Source organism: Verrucosispora sp. NA02020, from assembly GCF_013364215.1.
GTDB lineage: Bacteria > Actinomycetota > Actinomycetes > Mycobacteriales > Micromonosporaceae > Micromonospora.
The window spans coordinates 1,033,121-1,053,717 of the sequence record NZ_CP054923.1; the positions used below are offsets into that span (position 1 = coordinate 1,033,121).

The 20,597-nt window shown below is 71.1% G+C and carries 23 protein-coding genes; 14 read left to right on the forward strand and 9 right to left on the reverse strand.

All coding sequences use genetic code 11. The features are described from left to right. Positions 1-51 precede the first annotated feature (51 nt). Positions 52-927, forward strand: coding sequence for a biotin--[acetyl-CoA-carboxylase] ligase (locus HUT12_RS04440; protein WP_176092563.1), 876 nt, complete (start codon positions 52-54; stop codon positions 925-927). 117 nt (positions 928-1,044) lie between these two features. Then, positions 1,045-1,605, forward strand: coding sequence for a PH domain-containing protein (locus tag HUT12_RS04445; protein ID WP_176092564.1), 561 nt, complete (start codon positions 1,045-1,047; stop codon positions 1,603-1,605). Between the two features lie 80 nt (positions 1,606-1,685). Here HUT12_RS04445 and HUT12_RS04450 read toward each other — a convergent pair whose 3' ends face one another. Together HUT12_RS04450 and HUT12_RS04455 are read right to left on the reverse strand one after the other, a co-directional pair. Further along, complete coding sequence (locus HUT12_RS04450; RefSeq protein ID WP_131053564.1) at positions 1,686-2,405, reverse strand: GtrA family protein; 720 nt, start codon at positions 2,403-2,405, stop codon at positions 1,686-1,688. A 101-nt stretch (positions 2,406-2,506) separates the two neighbouring features. Next, a complete protein-coding gene (locus tag HUT12_RS04455) occupies positions 2,507-3,034 on the reverse strand; it encodes a GtrA family protein (protein WP_131053576.1) in 528 nt (175 codons plus the stop codon). A gap of 426 nt (positions 3,035-3,460) precedes the next feature. Here HUT12_RS04455 and HUT12_RS04460 point away from each other — a divergent pair, with 426 nt between their 5' ends. The 3 genes from HUT12_RS04460 to HUT12_RS04470 all read left to right on the forward strand — a co-directional run bounded on the left by HUT12_RS04460 (position 3,461) and on the right by HUT12_RS04470 (position 7,294). Next, positions 3,461-5,311, forward strand: a complete 1,851-nt coding sequence (locus HUT12_RS04460) for a phosphoenolpyruvate carboxykinase (GTP) (RefSeq protein WP_131053565.1) — start codon at positions 3,461-3,463, stop codon at positions 5,309-5,311. A gap of 31 nt (positions 5,312-5,342) precedes the next feature. Beyond that, entirely contained in the window at positions 5,343-6,203 is an 861-nt protein-coding gene (locus HUT12_RS04465) for a hypothetical protein (RefSeq protein ID WP_176092565.1), read from the forward strand. 320 nt (positions 6,204-6,523) lie between these two features. After that, positions 6,524-7,294 (forward strand): isoprenyl transferase, encoded by a 771-nt coding sequence (locus HUT12_RS04470; RefSeq protein WP_176092566.1) that lies wholly within the window; start codon positions 6,524-6,526, stop codon positions 7,292-7,294. Between the two features lie 37 nt (positions 7,295-7,331). On the opposite strand, the gene otsB is transcribed toward HUT12_RS04470, so the two are convergent. The 3 genes from otsB to HUT12_RS04485 form a co-directional block, all read right to left on the reverse strand. After that, positions 7,332-8,156, reverse strand: a complete 825-nt coding sequence (otsB, locus tag HUT12_RS04475) for a trehalose-phosphatase (protein ID WP_176092567.1) — start codon at positions 8,154-8,156, stop codon at positions 7,332-7,334. 88 nt (positions 8,157-8,244) lie between these two features. After that, positions 8,245-8,598: a hypothetical protein gene (locus HUT12_RS04480; RefSeq protein ID WP_131053569.1), complete on the reverse strand. Its 354-nt coding sequence runs from the start codon at positions 8,596-8,598 to the stop codon at positions 8,245-8,247. A gap of 159 nt (positions 8,599-8,757) precedes the next feature. Next, positions 8,758-9,198, reverse strand: coding sequence for a helix-turn-helix transcriptional regulator (locus tag HUT12_RS04485; RefSeq protein ID WP_131053570.1), 441 nt, complete (start codon positions 9,196-9,198; stop codon positions 8,758-8,760). A gap of 264 nt (positions 9,199-9,462) precedes the next feature. On the opposite strand from HUT12_RS04485, the gene HUT12_RS04490 reads away from it, so the two are divergent. The 5 genes from HUT12_RS04490 (at position 9,463) to HUT12_RS04510 (ending at position 13,610) form a co-directional block, all read left to right on the forward strand. Then, positions 9,463-9,807, forward strand: coding sequence for a hypothetical protein (locus HUT12_RS04490; protein ID WP_131053571.1), 345 nt, complete (start codon positions 9,463-9,465; stop codon positions 9,805-9,807). Between the two features lie 28 nt (positions 9,808-9,835). Next, on the forward strand, positions 9,836-10,168 hold the full coding sequence (locus HUT12_RS04495; protein ID WP_131053572.1) for a hypothetical protein: 333 nt from the start codon (positions 9,836-9,838) through the stop codon (positions 10,166-10,168). Positions 10,169-10,449: 281 nt separating this feature from the next. Further along, positions 10,450-11,865: a PhoH family protein gene (locus HUT12_RS04500; RefSeq protein WP_176092568.1), complete on the forward strand. Its 1,416-nt coding sequence runs from the start codon at positions 10,450-10,452 to the stop codon at positions 11,863-11,865. Between the two features lie 292 nt (positions 11,866-12,157). Next, the gene (locus tag HUT12_RS04505) at positions 12,158-12,841 is read left to right on the forward strand and encodes a lytic transglycosylase domain-containing protein (protein ID WP_176092569.1); all 684 of its coding nucleotides are present in this window, start codon (positions 12,158-12,160) and stop codon (positions 12,839-12,841) included. Between the two features lie 115 nt (positions 12,842-12,956). Then, on the forward strand, positions 12,957-13,610 hold the full coding sequence (locus HUT12_RS04510) for a rhomboid family intramembrane serine protease (protein ID WP_131053575.1): 654 nt from the start codon (positions 12,957-12,959) through the stop codon (positions 13,608-13,610). On the opposite strand, the gene HUT12_RS04515 is transcribed toward HUT12_RS04510, so the two are convergent. After that, positions 13,540-14,580 carry a DMT family transporter gene (locus tag HUT12_RS04515; RefSeq protein WP_254877028.1) on the reverse strand — a complete coding sequence of 347 codons (1,041 nt, stop codon included), beginning with the start codon at positions 14,578-14,580 and terminating at the stop codon, positions 13,540-13,542. The two genes, HUT12_RS04510 and HUT12_RS04515, sit on opposite strands and share 71 nt — an antisense overlap. Before the next feature lie 29 nt (positions 14,581-14,609). After that, positions 14,610-15,641 (reverse strand): class II fructose-bisphosphatase, encoded by a 1,032-nt coding sequence (gene glpX / locus HUT12_RS04520; protein WP_176092570.1) that lies wholly within the window; start codon positions 15,639-15,641, stop codon positions 14,610-14,612. Between the two features lie 148 nt (positions 15,642-15,789). Between glpX and HUT12_RS04525 the strand changes: the two genes are divergently transcribed. Beyond that, positions 15,790-16,452 carry a DUF4245 domain-containing protein gene (locus HUT12_RS04525; protein WP_131055996.1) on the forward strand — a complete coding sequence of 221 codons (663 nt, stop codon included), beginning with the start codon at positions 15,790-15,792 and terminating at the stop codon, positions 16,450-16,452. A gap of 94 nt (positions 16,453-16,546) precedes the next feature. Further along, positions 16,547-17,380 (forward strand): hypothetical protein, encoded by an 834-nt coding sequence (locus HUT12_RS04530; RefSeq protein ID WP_131055998.1) that lies wholly within the window; start codon positions 16,547-16,549, stop codon positions 17,378-17,380. An 81-nt stretch (positions 17,381-17,461) separates the two neighbouring features. Here HUT12_RS04530 and HUT12_RS04535 read toward each other — a convergent pair whose 3' ends face one another. Continuing rightward, positions 17,462-17,683: an exodeoxyribonuclease VII small subunit gene (locus HUT12_RS04535; RefSeq protein WP_131056000.1), complete on the reverse strand. Its 222-nt coding sequence runs from the start codon at positions 17,681-17,683 to the stop codon at positions 17,462-17,464. 31 nt (positions 17,684-17,714) lie between these two features. Beyond that, positions 17,715-18,965 carry an exodeoxyribonuclease VII large subunit gene (xseA, locus tag HUT12_RS04540; RefSeq protein WP_131056002.1) on the reverse strand — a complete coding sequence of 417 codons (1,251 nt, stop codon included), beginning with the start codon at positions 18,963-18,965 and terminating at the stop codon, positions 17,715-17,717. 120 nt (positions 18,966-19,085) lie between these two features. Between xseA and HUT12_RS04545 the strand changes: the two genes are divergently transcribed. Further along, positions 19,086-20,075, forward strand: a complete 990-nt coding sequence (locus HUT12_RS04545) for a 4-hydroxy-3-methylbut-2-enyl diphosphate reductase (RefSeq protein WP_131051942.1) — start codon at positions 19,086-19,088, stop codon at positions 20,073-20,075. A 53-nt stretch (positions 20,076-20,128) separates the two neighbouring features. Beyond that, positions 20,129-20,584: a hypothetical protein gene (locus HUT12_RS04550; RefSeq protein ID WP_176092571.1), complete on the forward strand. Its 456-nt coding sequence runs from the start codon at positions 20,129-20,131 to the stop codon at positions 20,582-20,584. The last annotated feature ends 13 nt before the right edge of the window (positions 20,585-20,597 follow it).

Consider the following 20,597-nt stretch of genomic DNA (forward strand, 5'->3'; position numbering starts at 1 on the left):
GGTCGCCGCCGCTGTGCAGTTCGCCTCACCCGTGGCCCGTAGGCTGGCCGGATGCCGGATTCGCCGTACACCGACCTCGATCGTCCGCCGCTGTCGGCGACCCGGTTGCGCCGGGCGCTGGTGGCGCCGTACGGCCCGTGGACGCGTCTGGATCTGAGGGCCGAGACCGGTTCCACGAACGCCGACGTCGTCGAGGCGGCCCGGACGGGGGAGCCGGAGGGCCTCGTCGTGGTCGCCGAGCGGCAGAGCGCCGGGCGGGGGCGGCGGGGGCGGGCCTGGCAGTCACCGCCGCGCGCGGGCATCGCGACCAGCGTGCTGCTGCGGCCCGGCCAGGCCGTGCCGGACCGTGCCTGGTCGCCGGCACCACCGTCCGGGTACGGCTGGCTGCCGCTGTTGGCCGGTGTCGCGCTGGTCGAGGCGGTGACTCTGTTGGCGGAACTGGACGCCACCCTCAAGTGGCCCAACGACCTGCTGCTCGGGGACGCCAAGTGCGCCGGGATCCTCGCCGAGGCGGTGCCCGGACCGGGTCCGGAGGATCCGCCCGCGATCGTGCTCGGTGTCGGGTTGAACGTCACGCTGCGCGCCGACGAGCTACCGGAACATCCGACCGGACTGCCGGCCACCTCCCTGCAACTGGCCGGTGCGGTGGCCACCGACCGGGACCCCCTGCTGCGGGCACTGCTCCGGGCGGTCGCCGACTGGTACGCCCGCTGGCGTGCCGCCGGAGGGGACGCGGCCGCCTGCGGCCTGCGGGACGCGTACCTGGCGGTGTGCGGGACCGTGGGCCGCGAGGTGCGGGCCTTCCTGCCCGACGGCACGGAGCTCACCGGCACCGCCACCGGGGTCGACCTCGACGGTCGGCTTCTGGTCACCACCGCCGCCGGGGAACGCTCCCTGGCCGCCGCCGACGTCCTCCACCTGCGCTGACCCCGGCCGGGCCGAATCGTCGGCGGGGTACGCCGCCGAGGTCGGCCGCGTGGCGGATGTGAGGGGGTGGCACTGGGGGGTTACGGTCTGCGCGTCCGTTCCTGCGAGGAGGTTTCCGTGGCGTTCCCCGAGGACGTGCTCACCGAAGACGAGCATGTCGTGCTGCACCTGCATCCGCACTGGAAGACCATGGTCCGTCCGGTCGTGGTGCTGGTGTTCGCCATCGCCGCGGTGGCGGTCGGTGTGCTGTTCCTGCCCGCCGGTGGGGGCGGCTCGATCACGCTCGCCGTGATCGGCGGCCTGGCGTTGCTGGCCGTACTGGTGCTGACCGTCTGGCCGTGGATCGGTTGGCGCACCACGCACTTCCTGTTCACCAACGAGCGGGTGGTGCTCCAGCACGGCGTCTTCTCCCGCGAGCGGCGGGACATCCCGCTCAGCCGGGTCAACGACCACTCCATGAACCAGCAGTTCGTCGGCCGGCTGCTCGGCTACGGCACGCTCACCATCGAGTCGGCCGGCGAACGCGGCCAGTCCGTGCTTCCCGACGTGCCGAAGGTGGACCGGGTGCAGACGAAGCTCTACGAGCTGGTCGAGGCCTTCCACGACAAGCACTCGCTCGGCGACGGCGAACTGCGCGAGATCCTCGCCGAACGGGACACCAAGGGTGGCGGCCTCTGAGGCTGCCCCACCCGGTCCACGACCGGACGGCATGGGAAACGCCCGTCGGCGAGTGCCGGCGGGCGTTTTCGTCGTCCGGGTCAGCGGCGCCGGAACCGGCGCGGCGCGGGAGCCGGCTGGAGTTGGGCGGCCAACTCCTCCTCCAGTTCCTTGTCCAGCCCCGCCAACTCGGCCTGCGGGGCCGTCGGCGTCGGCCGGGGCTGCACCGCCAGCGGCGGCGGCACTGGTGGCGGAGTGGCTGGTGGCTCCTCCTCCTCCAGCTCCGTCATGGCCTCGGCGAGTTCGGCGACCGGGTCCATCCCGGCCATTGTGTCCCACTCGTCGCGGGGCAGCCCGGCCCAGGTGGTCTGGGTGGGCTCGACCGCCGGTGCGGGCTGGAAGACGAACGTGCGGTACGACCAGAAGCGGAAGAGTGTCGCCAGCAGCACACCAACCGTCTTGGCGACGTTCAGGGCCAGCAGGCCGGTGACGCCCAGCCCGTATTTGGCGGCTGCCAGCACGCCCAGCTCGATCAGCAGACCCACGCCGTTGAAGAGGAAGAACAGGGCGTATTCGCGCTGCATGGCCGACTTGGGCCGATCGCGATACGTCCAGTGTCGATTCATCAGATATGACGTGATCGTCGCCACCACGGTGGCCACGACCGTCGCCTTCAACTGCCCATCGACGAAGACGGTGAGTGCGAGCGCGTTGAACACGGCGTAGTTGATGACCGTGTTGACGCCGCCGACCAGGCCGAACTTGAGAGCCTCGTGGATGAACTTCTGCCAGCGCTCAGGCAGCAGACGGACGAGAGGCATGGGCAACACCTTAGGGCAGTGGGCGGGGTACGGCTGGCTTCGGACGGGACCGGCTGACTGTGACGGGACCAGGTGGCTCTGACGGGACCGGAGGCGGCAGGTCACGCGTCCCGGTCCGGGTCCGCTTCCGCACCGGTCGGGGTTCCCGCTTCGACGAAGACGAACCGTCGGTACGACCAGAAACGGAACAGCGTCCCGAGCCCGGTGCCGACGACGAAGCTGGCGATGTTGTCGGCCAGGCGGGTCTGGAAGATCTCCGGCCAGATGCTGCCCAGCCCGTACCTGCTGATGGCCAGGCACCCCACCGCGATGCCCAGGCCCACCGCGTTGAAGAAGAAGAACAGCGCGTACTCGCGGGCCGGGTTGGAGCGCTTGCGGTGCCGCCAGGTCCAGAACCGGTTGCCCAGGAAGGCGAAGGTCGCCGCGATCACCGTAGCGATGGTCTTGGCGGTGACCTGCTCGACGTTCTGCGGCCCGATCAGGTAGTTGAACAGGGCGAAGTCGATGACGAAGGCGATGCCGCCCACGGTCGCGAACTTGCTCATCTCCCGCACGAGGTGACCGAACCGGTCGACCAGGGAGTGGACCAGACCCGTGCGGGTCTGCGGGGAGCCTGGCTCCCCGGTCATTGTGGCGGCCACGAAGCGAGCGTACCGGTTGCCGGGGTCGCGATCGGGTAGCAACGGCCACCGGGGCCCGCCGGGGCGGTGGTACGGACAGGCACGAACGGAGCGTAACCGGGCGGCTGCGATTCGGTGTTGTTTCGCACTTCCGCTCACGAGGTCGAAAAGTGACCTGTGACTCTTTGGCGTAGCGCCGTTGACCTGAGGTCCGCCGCAGGATTTGCGTGAAACTGCGCGTGAAAGCGGGTAAAGGCTCGTGATGCCGCAGCGTGGCCGCACCTTGTGCAGTTCTTCACAACCAGTACCACTGACTGGGGCTGTACATCGGTTTACGCTGAGCCCAATCCCATGTTTCCACGAAGGCGACGCATCGCGGCGCCGAGACTCGTGCACTCCATAGACCGGTCAGCGTCGACCACAAGGAGATGTGTCATGGTTGCTCCGGCCACCGTCAGGGGAATCGATCAGGCCCCGACGTCCCACCCCAAACTTCTCGCCTGGGTCCGTGAGGTCGCTGAACTGACCACCCCTGAGCAAATCGTCTGGGTGGACGGCTCCGATCAGGAATGGCGTCGCCTCACCGACGAACTCGTCGATGCCGGCACGCTCATCCGGTTGAACCCCGAGAAGAAACCAAACTCGTTCTACGCCCGTACGGACCCGACGGATGTCGCGCGGGTCGAGGAGCGCACCTTCATCTGCTCCGCGGACGAAGCGGATGCCGGGCCCACCAACAACTGGATGGCCCCCGCTGAGATGAAGCGGACCATGACCCCGCTCTACCGCGGTTCGATGCGCGGACGGACGATGTACGTCATCCCGTTCGTCATGGGCCCGGTCGAGGCCGAGAAGCCCATGTTCGGTGTCGAGATCACCGACAGCCCGTACGTGGTCGCGTCCATGCGGATCATGACCCGGATGGGCGCCAGGATCCTGGAGGCGATGGGCGACGACGCGGACTTCGTCCGCGCGCTGCACTCGATCGGCGCGCCGCTCGCGCCGGGTCAGCAGGACGTCGCCTGGCCGTGCAACGAGACCAAGTACATCTCGCACTTCCCGGAGAGCCGGGAGATCTGGTCGTACGGCTCCGGTTACGGCGGCAACTCGCTGCTCGGCAAGAAGTGCTACTCGCTGCGGATCGCCAGCGTGATGGGGCGGGACGAGGGCTGGCTCGCCGAGCACATGCTGATCCTCAAGATCACCTCGCCGGAGGGTCGGGTCTACCACATCGCGGGTGCGTTCCCGTCCGCCTGTGGCAAGACCAACCTGGCCATGCTGGAGCCGACCATCCCGGGCTGGAAGGTCGAGACGATCGGCGACGACATCGCCTGGATGCGCTTCGGTCCGGACGGCCGGCTCTACGCGGTCAACCCCGAGTACGGGTTGTTCGGCGTCGCGCCCGGCACGGACTGGAAGACCAACGCCAACGCGATGCGGACGCTGGAGCAGGGCAACTCCGTCTTCACCAACGTCGCCCTGACCGACGACGGCGACATCTGGTGGGAGGGCCTCGGCGAGCCGCCGGCGCACCTGATCGACTGGAAGGGCAACGACTGGACGCCGGAGAGCGAGAACCTCTCCTCACACGCGAACAGCCGGTTCTGCACGCCGATCACCCAGTGCCCGATCCTCGCCGACGACTACTTCGACCCGAACGGCGTCCCGATCGACGCCATCCTGTTCGGTGGCCGGCGGCGGGACACCGTCCCGCTGGTGACCGAGGCGCGGGACTGGGTGCACGGCGTCTACATGGGGGCCACGCTCTCCTCGGAGACCACCGCCGCCGCCTCCGGTGCGGTCGGCGTGGTGCGGCGTGACCCGATGGCCATGCTGCCGTTCATCGGCTACCACGCCGGTGACTACTTCCGGCACTGGATCGAGATGGGCAAGGGCACCGACGGCGACGAGTCGAAGCTGCCCCGCGTCTACTACGTCAACTGGTTCCGCAAGGACCCGGAGGGCAACTTCCTCTGGCCCGGCTTCGGCGAGAACTCCCGCGTGCTCAAGTGGGTCATCGAGCGGATCGAGGGTCGCGCCGAGGCCGTGGAGACGCCGATCGGCATGGTCCCGACGCCGGACGCGCTCGACGTCGACGGCCTGGACATGACGCCGGAGGACGTCCGGATCGCGCTGAAGGTCGACCCGGCGGAGTGGCGCGACGAGTTGCCGCTGGTCACCGAGTGGTTCGAGAAGTTCGGCGACAAGCTGCCCGGTGTCCTCTGGGCGGAGCTGGACGCTCTGCGCGCCCGACTCGACGCGGAGCAACCGCAGCGCGGGGTGTGATCGACGCCGGATCCGGGCATCATCGGATCTCATGAGGACGGCCGCCGAGACCGAGGTCCGGCGGCCGTCCGCCGTCCGGGCGCTGACCGCACTGCTCGCCGTGACCGCTGCGGCCACCGTCGTGGTCGAGGTGCTCAACTGGTGGTACGCGCCGGAGCAGGGCTTCGGCCTGGCGGTGCGTACCGGTTGGGCGATGCTGCGCTCGTTCGGCTTCCTGCTGCTGATCGGCCACGTGCGCCGGGGCCGGACGGTGGCCCGCCCGCTCGGCCTGATCCTGGCGATCACCACGGTCTTCGCGGTGGGCCGGCTGATCGTGCCCCGGCAGGGCGTGCCGTCCCTGCCGGGCCTGCTCGGCTTCGCCCTGCTCACCGCGCTCTGCGCGACCGTGGTCTGGCTGCTGTACCGGTCCCCGGCGATCGCCGGGCACCTGGTGCGACACCGGTCCCGGCTGGTGATCGACCGGTCCGGCATCTCCTGGCGGGAGACACCGCCGCGCCGGCCGGAGACGAACGCCTGGCTGCTGACCAGCCGGGTCGCCGCGTTCACCTACAGCCCGCTGATGCTGGTGCCCGCCCTGGTCGCCACCGCCGGGATCGTCGACGGTCGACTGATCGCCGTGCCGGCGGTGCTGTTCTGGCTGGGCGCCGGCATCGCGACCAGCTACCTGGTGCTGTTCTGCACGGCCTTCCTGCTGCGGGGCAAACGCTGGGCGGGCACCCTGCTCGTGGTGGTCAGCGTCGCCGTACTCGCGGTCGACCTGCCGCTGTGCTGGTGGCTGCTCGGCGTCGACGGTCTGGTCCGGGACGGCGCCCCACTGGTCGCCGCCGCCGTCCTCGCCGTCTACGGCGTGCGCCGGGCCGCCCGAGTCCCCACCCCGGCGTCCCCGGCCTGATCCCGCCGCGCGTCCGCACCCGACCACCGCGCCCGGCGTGTCGGCGGGCCGGATGGGAGGTGTTGCTCGGGCCCTTTGCTCTGCTTCACCCGACGCAACAGAATTCATGCGTCTTCGGTGCGTGGGGTGAAGCAGAGCAAAGGGCGCTCCGGGGGTGACCGGCAACCCACGTGACAGCCCGTGGGAGAGGCGCGGCGACGGCGTGGTAGCGGCGTCGGCGCAGGTGGTGGGCGGGGTGCGGGGGCGGTGCGGAAGGGCCACGGCGTGGTGTCGGCCACCGGCACCCGGATCCGGGTGGGGGCTCGCTACCCTGCAAGGTGATGACTCTGCGGAAAATTCTCTACTCCGTCTACGAGCGGCGGTTGACCGCCAAGCTCGCGGGCCGCCCCGTGCCCCAGCACGTGGGTGTGATGTGCGACGGCAACCGCAGGTGGGCCCGGGAGATGGGGCTCGTCGACCCCAACGACGGGCACCGGATGGGCGCCGAGCGCATCAAGGAGCTGCTGCGGTGGTGCGACGCCGCCGGCGTCGGGCACGTGACGCTCTGGCTGCTCTCCACCGACAACCTGTCGCGGCCGGCGGAGCAGCTCGACCCGCTGCTCCAGATCATCGAGGACCTGACGACCGAGCTGGCCGAGCAGGGCAACCCGTGGCGGCTGCGGATGGTCGGGGCACTGGACGTGCTCCCCGCGCAGCATGCCGCCGCGCTCAAGGCAGCCGAGGAGCGCACCCGGGAGCGCAGCGGCGGCGCCCAGGTCAACATCGCGGTCGGGTACGGCGGCCGGCGGGAGATCATCGACGCGGTGCGCTCACTGCTGCTGGAGCAGGCGGCCAACGGCGGCACGCTGGAGGACCTGGCCGGCTCGCTGGACGTCGACGACATCTCCGAGCACCTCTACACCCGGGGGCTGCCGGACCCGGATCTGATCATCCGGACCAGCGGCGAGCAGCGCATGTCGGGCTTCATGCTCTGGCAGTCGGCGCACTCGGAGTTCTATTTCTGCGAACTCAACTGGCCGGACTTCCGTCGCGTCGACTTCCTCCGCGCCCTGCGCTCGTACGCCACCCGCCAGCGCCGCTACGGCGTCTGACCGTCGCATCGGCCTGAGGCGACACCGCCGTACCGCCTCAGGTGAGGTGGTGCGTGGCCTCGGTGAGGAAGTCGCCCAGCGCGGCGGGGGAGTCGATGGTGAGGTCGGCGGCCTCGGCGACCTCGTCACCGGTCTCCGGGTTGGCCACCGCGACGCAGACGCCCAGGAAGTCGGGGTCGGTGGCGGCGCGGGCCCGCAACGCGGCGAAGGCCTTGATGTCGGAGACGTCGTCGCCGAAATACCAGGCACCGCCGACGCCCTGCACCAGCTCGCCGATCACCATGCCCTTGTCCCGGTCGACCGGCGGCTTGACCTCCAGCACCATCCGCCCGACCTGCAACCGCAGGCCGAGGCGCTCGGCCTGCGCGCGACCCCACTCCTCGATGGTGGCGGCCAACTGCGGGGCGGTACGCCAGTGCAGCGCCACGGAGAGCCGCTTGTACTCGACGAGGGCACCCGGCGGCAGCTCGGCACGGGCCAGGTCGGCGAGTTCGGCCATGGTCGGCACCCAGGGCAGCGCGGCCGGCTCGGTGACGGTCTCGCCGCCCGAGTGGCTGTGCTCCAGGCCGTAGAGCCCGTAGAGGTCGACGCCGGTGAGCCCGCCGAAGTGCTCGCGCAGGAATTCCACCGGACGCGCGGAGACGATCGCGATCCGCCGGACGACCGGGGCGAGTGTCTCGATCGCGGCCAGCACCTTCGGCGCGGGTTGCACCTGCGTGGGATCGTCGGCCACTGGCGCGAGTGTGCCGTCGAAGTCGAAGAAGAGGATGGTCTCGGCTGCCCGGTCGGCGGTTGTCTGCCAGGCCTGGTCGGCGTTCAACGGGGTCTTCGGCGGCTGGTTGCCCAGATTCAACGGCGGCACGCGCGTCAGCGTACCCCGGCTTCGGCCGGTCATTCCTGGCGTGGAGCCGGCGCGGTCGTCGGGCGGGGTCAGCGTTCGGCGCGCGGGGTCAGCGTTCGGCGGCTCCCCGGCCCCGACGTACGAAGGGCACCACGGCCGCTTCCTGGCCGTGGCTGAGCAGGTAGCCCTCCACGAAACCGGTGTTCCGGTCGCCGGTGTGGGCCTCGATGTCCCGGAGCCGCTCGACCAGGAACTCGGTGAGCGCGGTAAGCCGGTCGTCGAGCCGGTCGTGCAGCTCGGCGAGGACGGCCAGGACGATCGCGGTGGCCGCGGTGGTGAGCGCGAGAAGGTTCACGAGCAGGGGAAGCTGCCCGCCGTTCAGAGCCAGGGTGACCGCGTTCCCGGTGACGCAGAGCGTCAACGAGACCGTCGCGACCACGACCGCCATCCATTTCAGGGTCATGACAGACCCCCTTCTGTCCCGCAGGGCTGGGTTCGGCCTTGTCCCGTCCCCCCGCCGACGACGAGCCCAAGCAGTACGAATACGGACGCTAGCGCGCCCGTTCCGACCCCGTAGCGAAACGAATGAGGCTGACCTGCCGTTCTTTCGCCATCTGAGGAACTAACTGGCGGCGTCGCCTCGTTTTCGGACACCGGCCGGCAGGGTCGGGCGATATGCGAGATAACGAATGGTTTCTCTAATGTGGAACTTCTCCGCGTCGGAGACCTCCGGGTCGACCAGTCGGCGCAGGAGCGCCTCGACGTCGGGGTCCATCGGCGGTGGCGGCGGGGCGGACCGGCGCGACGCCGTACGGTCCCAGCCGAGCGCCGCGAAGGCCGCAGCCGGGTCGAGCCCGAGCCCCTCGCAGAACGCGACCACCCGTTCCGCCTCCGGGTCGCTGGCCCAGTCGCCGCGGACCCAGCGGTTGATGGTCTGGCGTGAGACGCCGGTGCGTCGGGAGACCTCGGTGCCGCTCCACGCCCGGGTGGCCCGGGCCTCATCGATGGCGCGTCGGACGAAGGTGGCGAAGGCGATCTTCCGCGCGTTGGCCGTCTCGGTCACGTGGTGACCGTACGGCGAATGCGCCTCATGAGAAGTCCCGGGCACGCCTTTGTCACGCTTGCGTGACGCTGATCCTGGCCTGGCAATTCGGGATGAAGCGCTGTTCTTGAGGGGTGTCACCTGGGCAGGATAGATGTCCGTGGGGGTCGGGGCAAACAAACGAAAAGCTGATACTGTCACGCCCATGGGACAACCTACGGTGTGTCACGTGAATGAGACGATAGGTGCTCAGCTGCGTCACGCGCTCGGTGCAAGGGGGGAGTGGTGACCGAACTCGCGACCCGTGCCCAGGCATTCGGTCTGATCGCGGAGGGCGTCGCCGCCGGCCTGATCGCGCCGTGGCGGCTCTATCTCGCCCGGGGCTGTCGCTACCTGTCGCTGTCCGTCGGTGACCGGGCCGAGTGGAACGCCTGGCGTACCCACCTCGGCTGCCCGGAACTCAGCGTCCGGGTCTACGACGCCGGCGGGGAGATCCGCCGCTCCTCGGTGGCCGAGGTGGTGGTGGACGGCTGCCGGATCAGCGTCGAGCTGGTCGAGGAGATCGGCACCGACGATCTCGACCGGTTGCTGATCGCCGACCCCACCACGGTCGAACCGGAGGAGAAGTGACGAGCGGGCGAGGAACCGGGGCCGCCGGATGAGCCCGTTCCTCGCGATCTTCCTCGTCCTGGTGCTGGCCGCCACGAGCTATGCCGCCGGTCGGCTGCACGGGCAGCTCAGCTACCGGATCGGCTACCGCTTCGGCTACCGCCAGGGGTACTTCGACGGTGACCGGGGAGCGTGGAACCGGCGTCGTCGGGACGCGCAGGCGGCCATCGCCACCGCACTCGCGGTGACCGCGCCCGCCAAGCGGGTCTCCGCCGGGGTGGTCCGACCCGGCACCACGTACACCGGATCGTCGTTCACGGAGCCGGCCGCCTCGGTTGTGGGGCGGCACCCGACCAGCACCCTGGTCCGGCGGACCGGCTGAGTCCGGTGACGGTGGGTCCACCGGCCGGGATGCGCGCAGGGGGCATGCATCCCGGCCGGTCCGCCGCCTGATCCGCCGGTGGCACCAGCAGTTAACGAAAGGCCACTAGCCGGGACGGGTGCGGGCGGCTAGCGTCTAGGCATGGCGCGGGATTGTCCCGAGCCAGCCGGCCCGCCCGGCCTGCGACCTCGCACACGGGGCCCGCATCCGACCCCGTGTCAGCCGGGCACCGGAGGAGGCGGACCGCGGGTGGCCGGGTGCCCATCCGCCGGAGCAGGCCTGTGACGACTCGCCGTACTACCCCCGGTGCCGACCAGAGCCCGGCCTCGACTGCCACGACTCGCCGCACCACCCGTAGCCGCCGGACCGCCGCGGCCGGGTCGGCGGACACCAGGGAGCCCCGACCAGCGGGCCAATCCTTCGTCCTGGACACCTCCGTGCTACTCAGCGACCCGGCGGCGTTCCACCGCTTCGCCGAGCACGAGGTGGTGCTGCCGCTGGTGGTGATCTCCGAGCTGGAGGGCAAACGACACCATCCCGAGCTGGGCTGGTTCGCCCGACAGTCGCTGCGCACGCTGGACGAGTTGCGGGTACGCCACGGCCGGCTGGACCGGCCGATACCCGCCAACGACGTCGGCGGCACGCTGCGGGTGGAGCTGAACCACACCGACGACGGGGTGCTGCCGCCCGGTTTCCGCAACGAGTCCAACGACGCCCGGATCCTCTCCGTCGCGTTGAACCTCGCCGCCGAGGGGCGGGAGGTGACACTGGTCAGCAAGGACATGCCGTTGCGGGTCAAGGCCGCCTCGGTCGGGCTGCGGGCCGACGAGTACCGGCACGGCCAGGCGAGCGACCCGACCTGGACCGGGATGGCGGATCTGGAGTTGGGCGAGGAGGACATCTCCCGGCTCTACGGCGGCGAGACCATCGACGTGGACGCCGCCGCCGGCCTGCCCTGCCACACCGGTCTGGTGCTGCACTCCGCCCGGGGCTCGGCGCTCGCCCGGGTGTTGCCGGACAAGACCGTACGGCTGGTGCGCGGCGACCGGGAGGCGTTCGGGGTGCACGGGCGCTCGGCGGAGCAGCGGATCGCCCTGGACCTGTTGCTCGACGAGTCGATCGGCATCGTCTCGCTCGGCGGCCGGGCCGGCACCGGCAAGTCCGCGCTGGCGCTCTGCGCCGGGTTGGAGGCGGTGATGGAGCGTCGCCGGCACAAGAAGGTGATCGTCTTCCGCCCCCTGTACGCCGTCGGCGGCCAGGAACTGGGCTACCTGCCGGGGTCGGAGTCGGAGAAGATGTCGCCCTGGGCGCAGGCGGTCTTCGACACGCTCGGCGCGGTGGTGCACGAGAACGTCCTGGAGGAGGTCACCTCCCGGGGGCTGCTCGAGGTGCTGCCGCTGACCCACATCCGGGGTCGGAGCCTGCACGACGCGTTCGTCATCGTGGACGAGGCGCAGTCGTTGGAGCGGGGCGTCCTGTTGACCGTGCTGTCCCGGATCGGCCAGGGCTCCCGGGTGGTGCTGACGCACGACGTCGCGCAGCGGGACAACCTGCGGGTGGGTCGGCACGACGGCGTCACCGCCGTGATCGAGGCACTCAAGGGTCATCACCTGTTCGCGCACGTCACGCTCAGCCGATCGGAGCGATCTCCGATCGCCGCCATGGTGACCGACCTGTTGGAGGATGTTCCCCAATGATGCCCGTTTAGGGCGTTTTAGAGCTGTTATTTGCCGTGACCCATGTCACAATCGAGGCTGGCGGTTTCCCATCAGCCTCACCGTGCGCGATGGTGTCCAGCGGGCGCCCACGCACCTGACGCATCGTTGGTGATCGTTCGTCACTCCACGAGGGGGTCGGCCGATTCGCCGGGAAGCGGACGGGGTGCGTCTTCGGCCACCGGCCTCACCGGTGGCGGGCGCTCGCGGCACGCCTCGGCCCGGTATGGCCGTGGTCACGCCGCGTCCCTGACCCCGACGAAGGGATCACCACGTGAGTCGGCCATGGAGCCGGTTCACCGCCCGCGCCACAGCCGTAGCGCTGCTGAGCATGGGCGTGGCCGGCGGTTTCTACCTCAGCGAGGACCGCCAGTCTCAGCGCCAGGGCCCAGGCGCGCAGGTGGCCGGAAGTGTCACCGAGATCGACGTCGAGTACCGACAGGAGTCGCAGCGGGTCTCCCGTCAGGTTCGCGCCGCTCGGGAACAGGCCACCGAGACCAGGAAGCGGGCCCGTGCCGCCGCCGAGAAGGCCCGCAAGGCCGAAGAGGCAGCGCGCAAGAAGAAGGCCGAGCAGGAGCGGAAGGCCCGAGAAGAGGCCGCGGCGCGTGCCGCCTCCCGGCCGTACGACGGCCCGATCCCCGCCTCCTGCGCGGAGTACGGCGGCAACCGCAAGATCGGTTGCGCCATGATGATCGACGCAGGATTCAATATCGACCAGTTCCCCTGCCTCGACAAGCTGTGGAACAAGGAGAGCGGCTGGAACCACAAGGCCCGCAACCCCTCCTCCGGCGCCTACGGCATCCCACAGGCGTACCCGGGCAACAAGATGGCCTCGGTCGGCGCCGACTGGCAGACCAACCCGGCCACCCAGATCACCTGGGGGCTCGGTTACATCAAGGGCCGGTACAGCAATCCCTGCGGCGCGTGGGCGAAGTCGCAGAGTTCGGGCTACTACTGAGTCCCACCTGAGCACCTTGACGACGGCGGTACGCGGCACTCGCGTACCGCCGTCTTCGTCCCCGGTGGTGGGCGAAAAGTGGCGGCTGCCCGCGATTGCTGATAGCTCTTGACGGGTGACCCTGCAGCCCGGAAGCGGCGACCCCCACCGGTTCGGCACCGATGCGTTCTACGCCTCCATCGGCCGGGCCTTCGTCGCCATGTGCGCGGTGGTGCCGGTCCTCTTCCTGATCGAGGGTCTCGACCAGTGGCTCGGCGCCGGCTTCGACGCCGCCGCCGGCATCATCCCGCAGCGCATCGACGGGCTGGACGGCGTCTTCTTCTCACCGTTCCTGCACCACGGCTTCGACCACCTCTACAGCAACAGCATCCCGCTGATCCTGCTCGGCACCTTCGTGCTGGCCGCGGGCGCCCGCCGGTTCCTCTGGTCGACCCTGGTGATCGTGCTGGTCAGCGGGCTGGGTGTGTGGTTCACCGGCTCGCCCAACACGATCGTGGTGGGCGCCAGCGGTGTCATCTTCGGCTACCTCGGCATCCTGCTGACCCGGGGCATCTTCGAGCGGAGCTGGTGGAACTTCGCCGTCTTCCTGCTGGTCGGCCTCCTCTACGGCGGCCAGTTGGTCGGCGTCCTGCCCACCGACGAGCGGATCTCCTGGCAGGGACACCTGTTCGGGCTGCTCGGCGGCATCGTGGCCGCGATCATCTTCCGGCGTCGCCGGACCGACCTCGACGGGCCGTACCGCTCCGAGTCCCCGATGACGATGCCCTGACCCCGTCGCCGTCACGCCGCCGGGCCCGAGCGGCCGCGCCGATCCGGCCACCGAGCGCGGCGACAGCCACCGCCACCAGCGTCAGCGCCGCGCCGAGCACCGTACTCGTCGCCGGGCGGGTCTGCGCGGAGGGAAGCAGCACGTCCAGCAGCACCGCGCCGACGACCTGACCGGCGACGGTGGCCAGGCCGAGCAGCAGCACGCCGGTGAGGCGGACCACCGCCGCCGCCACCGCGATGAAGGTCACCCCGATCGGCCCGCCCAGATAGAGCCACGGCTCGGCGGGCAGGTCACCGGCGGGCACACCGCGTACGGCGAGGCTGACCACGAAGACGGCCAGCAGGGCGGCCGTACCGACGGCGAAGTTGACCAGCGTGGCGGTCACCGTGCTCCGGGTGGCCTCGCGGACCCGCCCGTTCACCGCCTGCTGCCAGGCCACCCCGACGCCGGCCAGCAGCGGCAGCAGGGCCAGACCGATGGTGGCCGGTTCGGCCAGCCGATCTCCGACGGCCAACAGCACCGCGGCCACGGTGAGGACCGCACCGGCGAGCCGGGCGAGGGTCACCGGCTGCGGCCCGCTCGGGCCGACCCCGGCCCGGTCCACGACGAGACTGCTGCCGGACTGTCCGGCGACCACCGCCACGGTGAACACGGCGACGCCGAGCGTACCGACGGTGGCGCTCTGGGTGAAGACGAGGAACGCTCCGCAGACCCCGCCGAGGCACTGCCAGAGCCGCAACCTGCCGGTGCCGAGCGCGGCGCGCAGCGCGGTCAGGCCCCGACGCCCGTTCCCGGTGGCGACGCCGAGCACCACCAGCACCAGCAGCCCCAGGCCGAACGAGACCAACGCGGCGGCGACCCCGTCGTCGAGCCGTACGCCCAACTCGCCGTTGATCCGCGACTGGGTGGCGACGGCGACCCCGGCGACGGCTCCCAGCGCCACGGCACCGGCCCGCCGACCGGCCGACACCGTCGGCCCGGTCGCCGTCGCGCCCTGACTCAAGCCTGTTGGTCCAGGGGGCGGCCGTCGAAGTCCACCGCCGAATAGAGCGCCAGCTTCTCCAACTTGTGGAACGAGTCGATCACCCGGATCGTGCCGCTCTTGGACCGCATCACGATCGACTGCGTGTACGCCCCACCCGAGCGGTAGCGCACACCCTTCAGCAGGTCACCGGAGGTGACACCGGTCGCCACGAAGAAGCAGTTGTCCCCGGTGACCAGGTCGTCGGTGGTGAGCACCCGGTCCAGGTCGTGCCCGGCGGCGAGCGCCTTCTCCCGCTCGGCGTCGTCGCGTGGCCAGAGCTTGGCCTGCATCATCCCGCCCATGCACTTGAGCGCGCAGGCGGCGGTGATCCCCTCCGGGGTCCCGCCGATGCCCATCAGCACGTCGACGTCGGACTCGCCCCGGGCGGCGGCGATGACACCGGCGATGTCGCCGTCGGAGATGAACCGGATGCCCGCCCCGGTACGCCGGATCTCCTCCACCAGCCCGTCGTGCCGGGACCGGTCGAGTACGCAGACCGTCACCTCGTCGAGGCCGGTGCCCTTGACCTTGGCGATGCGGCGCAGGTTGTCGGCCACCCCGGCGTTGATGTCGACCACGTCCGCGTACGCCGGGCCGACCGCGAGCTTCTCCATGTAGAACACGGCGCTCGGGTCGAACATCGCACCCCGTTCGGCGACCGCCAGCACCGCGAGCGCGTTCGGCATGCCCTTGCTCATCAGCGTGGTGCCGTCGATCGGGTCGACCGCGACGTCCACCTCCGGGCCGGTGCCGTCGCCGACCTCCTCGCCGTTGAAGAGCATCGGGGCGTTGTCCTTCTCGCCCTCGCCGATCACCACGACACCCTTCATCGGGATCGAGTTGATCAGCTTGCGCATGGCGTCGACGGCGGCGCCGTCGCCGCCCTCCTTGTTACCCCGGCCGACCCAGCGACCGGCGGCCATCGCCGCGGCCTCGGTCACCCGGACCAGGTCGAGGGCGATGTTGCGGTCGAGGTTCTGTGGGGTACGCGTCCTGGCGGTTGTCATGAACGGCTCCTCCTCGCGGCGGTGCGGGGTTGACCGGGCCGGGTCCTGCCGGCTTCGTTCCTGATCCTCACACGATGGCGGACCCGCGACCGGGGCGGGGCGGTGATGGGCCGGATACCGCCGGTCGGGCGGCTGCGAGAATGGCCCGGTGGAACCCGCACAGCCTGCCGACCGCGCAACCGCAGACCAGCCGTCGACGGCCGAGCAGCCGACCGTCGACCGGGCCGCCGGACCGGACGTACCCGAGGACCGGCCGGAGCCGACGCGGACCGCCGGGGAACCGGCGGCCGAGACCGCCCCGGGACGCTCCGAGCGCAGACCCCGCGACATGGCCATCTCGCTGCTGGTGCTGCTGGTCCCGATCGCCCTGCTGATCGCCTTCTCCCGGGGTTTCCTCGGTGGGGACGCGCCGAGCACGGTGAACCCGACCCCCGCCTTCGATCAGGCGCGCTCGGCCGCCGCCTTCCCGGTCTCCGAGCCGTCCGGGCTGCCCGACGGGTGGAAGACCGTACGTGCGGCGTACCGGACCACGGAGGAGGGCGCGACCCTGCGGGTGGGCTATCTCACTCCCGAGGGGCGTGGTCTGCAACTCGTGCAGAGCAACGTTCCGCCGGAGCGGCTGCTGCCCACCGAGCTGACCGAGCAGGGGCGACCGCAGGGGCAGGCCGACCTCGGGTCGGGCGCCTGGCAGCGGTACACCGGGCGGGGCAACGAGCAGGCATTGGTGTTGCTCGAACCGGAGCGGACCGTGATCGTCGTCGGGGACGCCCGGGACAACGAACTGCGCGAGATGGCCACCGCCGTCGACTGAGCCTGCTTCGTGGTGATTGCGGGCGGCGTCGGCAGGGAACAGGAGAGGCGAGCCACCGGCGCGGGAAGCGTCGGGTGACCGCTGGGAGACACCGATGACCATTCGCAGACTGAGCGCCGGTCTCATGGCCGCCGCCTTGCTCACGCCTGGAGTCGCCGCCTGCACAACCTCCGGTGACACCGCGCCCACCACCACCGCCACACCGTCCGCCACCGGCTCCGGCGCACCCGCCGCGGACTCCGAGGCCAAGCAGGCGCTGCTGGACTCGACCAAGGAGATCAGCAACGGCAACTTCCGGTTCACCATGTCCGGCGTCGGCTCGGTCGCCGAGGGCCAGGTGCACCAGCCGAGCCAGAGCGCCGAGATCCGGGTACGCCTGGGCGAGCCGACCGACGACCTGGCGATCAGCCTCGACCTGATCCACGCCAAGCCGGACAGCTGGGTCAAGGTGGACCTCAAGGGCGGCGCCGCGACCAGCGTGCCCGGCCTCGACCGGCTGAACCTCGGCAAGTTCCAGCACCTCGACCAGAGCCGGATCCAGGGTGACCGCAACCTCGGCTTCGACTTCGACAAGGTCGACCCGGCCGGGAGCGCCGCGCTCACCCAGGCGGTCACCGAGGTGCAGCGTACCGGTGACGGCACCTTCTCCGGCACCATCGACGTCTCCAAGGCCGCCGAGGCAGGCTCGCTGGACCAGGGCGTGGTCACCGCGCTCGGCCCGGAGGCCAACGCGGTGCCCTTCACCGCCACCACCGACGCGCAGGGCCGCCTCACCGAACTGGTGCTGCGGATGCCGCCGACGGGGGCCGCCGCCGGCCAGGAGATCAAGATGACGTACAGCGACTACGGCAACGCGACCGCCGCGCAGAAGCCCCCGGCCGACCAGGTCGTCGAGGCGCCGCCGGAGTTGTACAACCTGTTCAAGTAAGCGGTCCCTCGCGGGGCGGCGACGAGACGCGGCGGGAGCCTTCCGGCTCCCGCCGCGTCGTGTCCGGGGTACGTCCAGGCGTCAGGTCGTCGACTCCTGGCGGGCGGCGTCGATCCGGGCACGGGCGCCGTCGAGGCGACTCTGGCAGATCACCGCCAACGCCTCACCGCGCTCCCACAGGGCCAGCGACTCCTCCAGCGACGTCCCGCCGGCCTCCAGCCGCTCCACCACCGACGCCAGTTCGGCACGAGCCTGTTCGTAGCTGAGCCGCTCGTCCGACCCGTCGGTCTTCTCGTCAGTCATCGCTTGCCTCTCCCACAACAGGGCCGACAGGTCAGGGGTTCACGGTGGCCGACAGTTCGCCGTCGGCGACGCGTACCCGCAGCGGGTCGCCGGGTGCCACGTCGCCGGCGGCGCGGACCACGTGGCCGTCGGCGCGCTGCACGATGGCGTACCCCCGGTCCAGGGTGGCGGCCGGTGAGAGCGCGCGCAGCCGGGCCAGGGTGTGCCGCAGGTCGTCGTCGGCGGCGGCGATGCGGTGGTCCAGGCAGCGCACGGCCCGCTGGCGCAGGGCGGCCAGGTCACCGGCCCGCTGCTCCACCATCACCTGCGGGCGGGCCAGCGCCGGACGGGAGCGCAGCGCCTCGATCCGGTGCGACTCGCGGTCGACCAGGTGGTGCACCGCGCGCCGCAGCCGGTGGCGGGCCTGCCCGATCAGGCGTACCTCCTCGGCCAGGTCGGGCACCACCCGCTTGGCCGCGTCGGTCGGGGTCGACGCGCGGACGTCGGCCACGTAGTCGACCAGCGGCGCGTCCGTCTCGTGGCCGATCGCGCTGACCACCGGCGTACGGCAGGCGAACACCGCCCGGCAGAGGGCCTCGTCGGAGAAGGGCAGCAGGTCCTCGATGCCGCCACCGCCCCGGGCCAGGATGATCACATCGATGCTCGGGTCGCCGTCCAGCACCTTGAGCGCGTCCACGATCTGCGGCACGGCACCGGGGCCCTGCACGGCCACGTTCACCGTCCGGAACTCCACCGCCGGCCAGCGGCGACGGGCGTTGGTGAGCACGTCCCGCTCGGCGGCGCTGGCCCGGCCGGTGATCAGCCCGATCCGCTGCGGCAGGAACGGCGGCCGGCGCTTGCGGGCCCGGTCGAACAGCCCCTCGGCGGCGAGCAGCTTCTTGAGCTTCTCCAGCCGTGCCAGCAGCTCACCGAGACCCACCTGCCGGATCTCGTCGGCCCGCAGGCTGAGCGTGCCCCGGGCGGCATAGAACTCCGGCTTGGCGTGCAGCACGACGCGGGCGCCCTCGCGCAGCTCCGGCGCGCCGGTGTCGAGCACGTCGCGGTTGGTGGTGACGGTCAGGCTCAGATCCGCCGACGGGTCACGCAACGTGAGGAACACGGTGCTGGCGCCGGGCCGCCGGCTGATCTGCGCCACCTGCCCGTCGACCCAGACCCAGCCCAGGCGCGCCACCCAGGCGCCGATCTTCTGACTGACCACGCGCACCGGCCACGGCTCCTCCGCCGTGCTGGCGCCTGTGCCGGCAGCCGTCCCGCTCCCGGTCGCCGTCCCACCCGTACTCACCCGCCCACCCTAAGCCCACCCACCGACCGCCTCGCTGATCACGACCGGGGCGGCGGCCGACGGGGTCGGCGGCGGGGCGCGCGCGGTGCCGGGGGCGCGGGCGGCACGTACGATGGGGGCGTGACTGAGGGCGAGAGGACTTCCGGGACCGGTAAGCGCGTGCTGCTCGCGAAGCCCCGTGGATACTGCGCGGGCGTCGACCGGGCGGTGCAGACCGTCGAGGAGGCGCTCAAGCTCTACGGTGCCCCGATCTACGTCCGCAAGGAGATCGTGCACAACAAGCACGTGGTGCGGACCCTGGAGGCCCAGGGCGCGATCTTCGTCGAGGAGAACGAGGAGGTCCCCGAGGGGTCCACCGTCATCTTCTCCGCGCACGGCGTGGCGCCCGAGGTCTACGAGCAGGCGAAGGAGCGGTCGCTCAAGGCGATCGACGCGACCTGCCCGCTGGTGACCAAGGTGCACCACGAGGCCAAGCGGTTCGCCGCCGAGGACTACGACATCCTGCTCATCGGCCACGAGGGTCACGAGGAGGTGATCGGCACCTCCGGCGAGGCCCCCGACCACATCCAGTTGGTGGACGGCCCCGAGGACGCCGACCGCGTCACCGTGCGCGACCCGAGCAAGGTCGTCTGGCTGTCGCAGACCACGCTCTCGGTCGACGAGACCCTGGAGACCGTGGCCCGGCTCAAGAAGCGGCTGCCACTGCTCCAGTCCCCGCCCAGCGACGACATCTGCTACGCCACCAGCAACCGGCAGCACGTGGTCAAGGAGATCGCGGCCGAGTGCGACGTGGTGCTCGTGGTGGGGTCGCGCAACTCCTCCAACTCCGTACGGCTGGTCGAGGTGGCCCTGGACGCCGGTGCCCGCGCCGGACACCTGGTCGACTTCGCCCACGAGATCGACGACGCCTGGCTGACCGACGCCCGGACGGTGGGCCTCACCTCCGGCGCGAGCGTGCCGGAGGAACTGGTGCAGCAGGTGCTCGCGCACCTCGCCGAGCGCGGCTTCGCCGACGTCGAGGAGGTGGTGACCGCCAACGAGCGCCTCACCTTCTCGCTGCCGCAGGAACTCAAGCGCGACATGAAGGCCGCTGCGGCGGCCCAGAGCTGATCCGTCGGCACGCGCCGATGGAACGGTTGACCTTCCGGACACGTCAGACCGGCATGAGGACCCTTCGGATCGCCGCCACCGCGCTGATCGTCTGCACGGCGCTCGTCGCCTGCGGCGGTCAGGACGCCGGGACCGGCCCCACCACCGCCCCGACCCCGACGGGAGCGTCACCCGTGACCGAGCTGCCGACCCCGGATCCGACCGGCCCCGTGCCCCCGCCCTCCGACCCGGTGGACCCGACCGCCCCGGTCAGCCCGCCGCCGGCCGGCACGACCCGGGGCGTGCCGACCTCGCCGCCGGTCACCGGTGAGATGACGCTCACCGGTCGGGTCGAGGCCGGCGTGGAGCCCGGCTGCCTGCTGCTCGACGGCTACCTGCTGTTGGGCGGGCCACGTGACGTACTCACCTCCGGTGCCTCGGTGACGGTGACCGGTCGGCCCAACCCGAGCCTGATGACGACGTGCCAGCAGGGCACCCCCTTCCAGGTCGCCACCGCCAAGCGCGGCTGACCCACCCCACCCG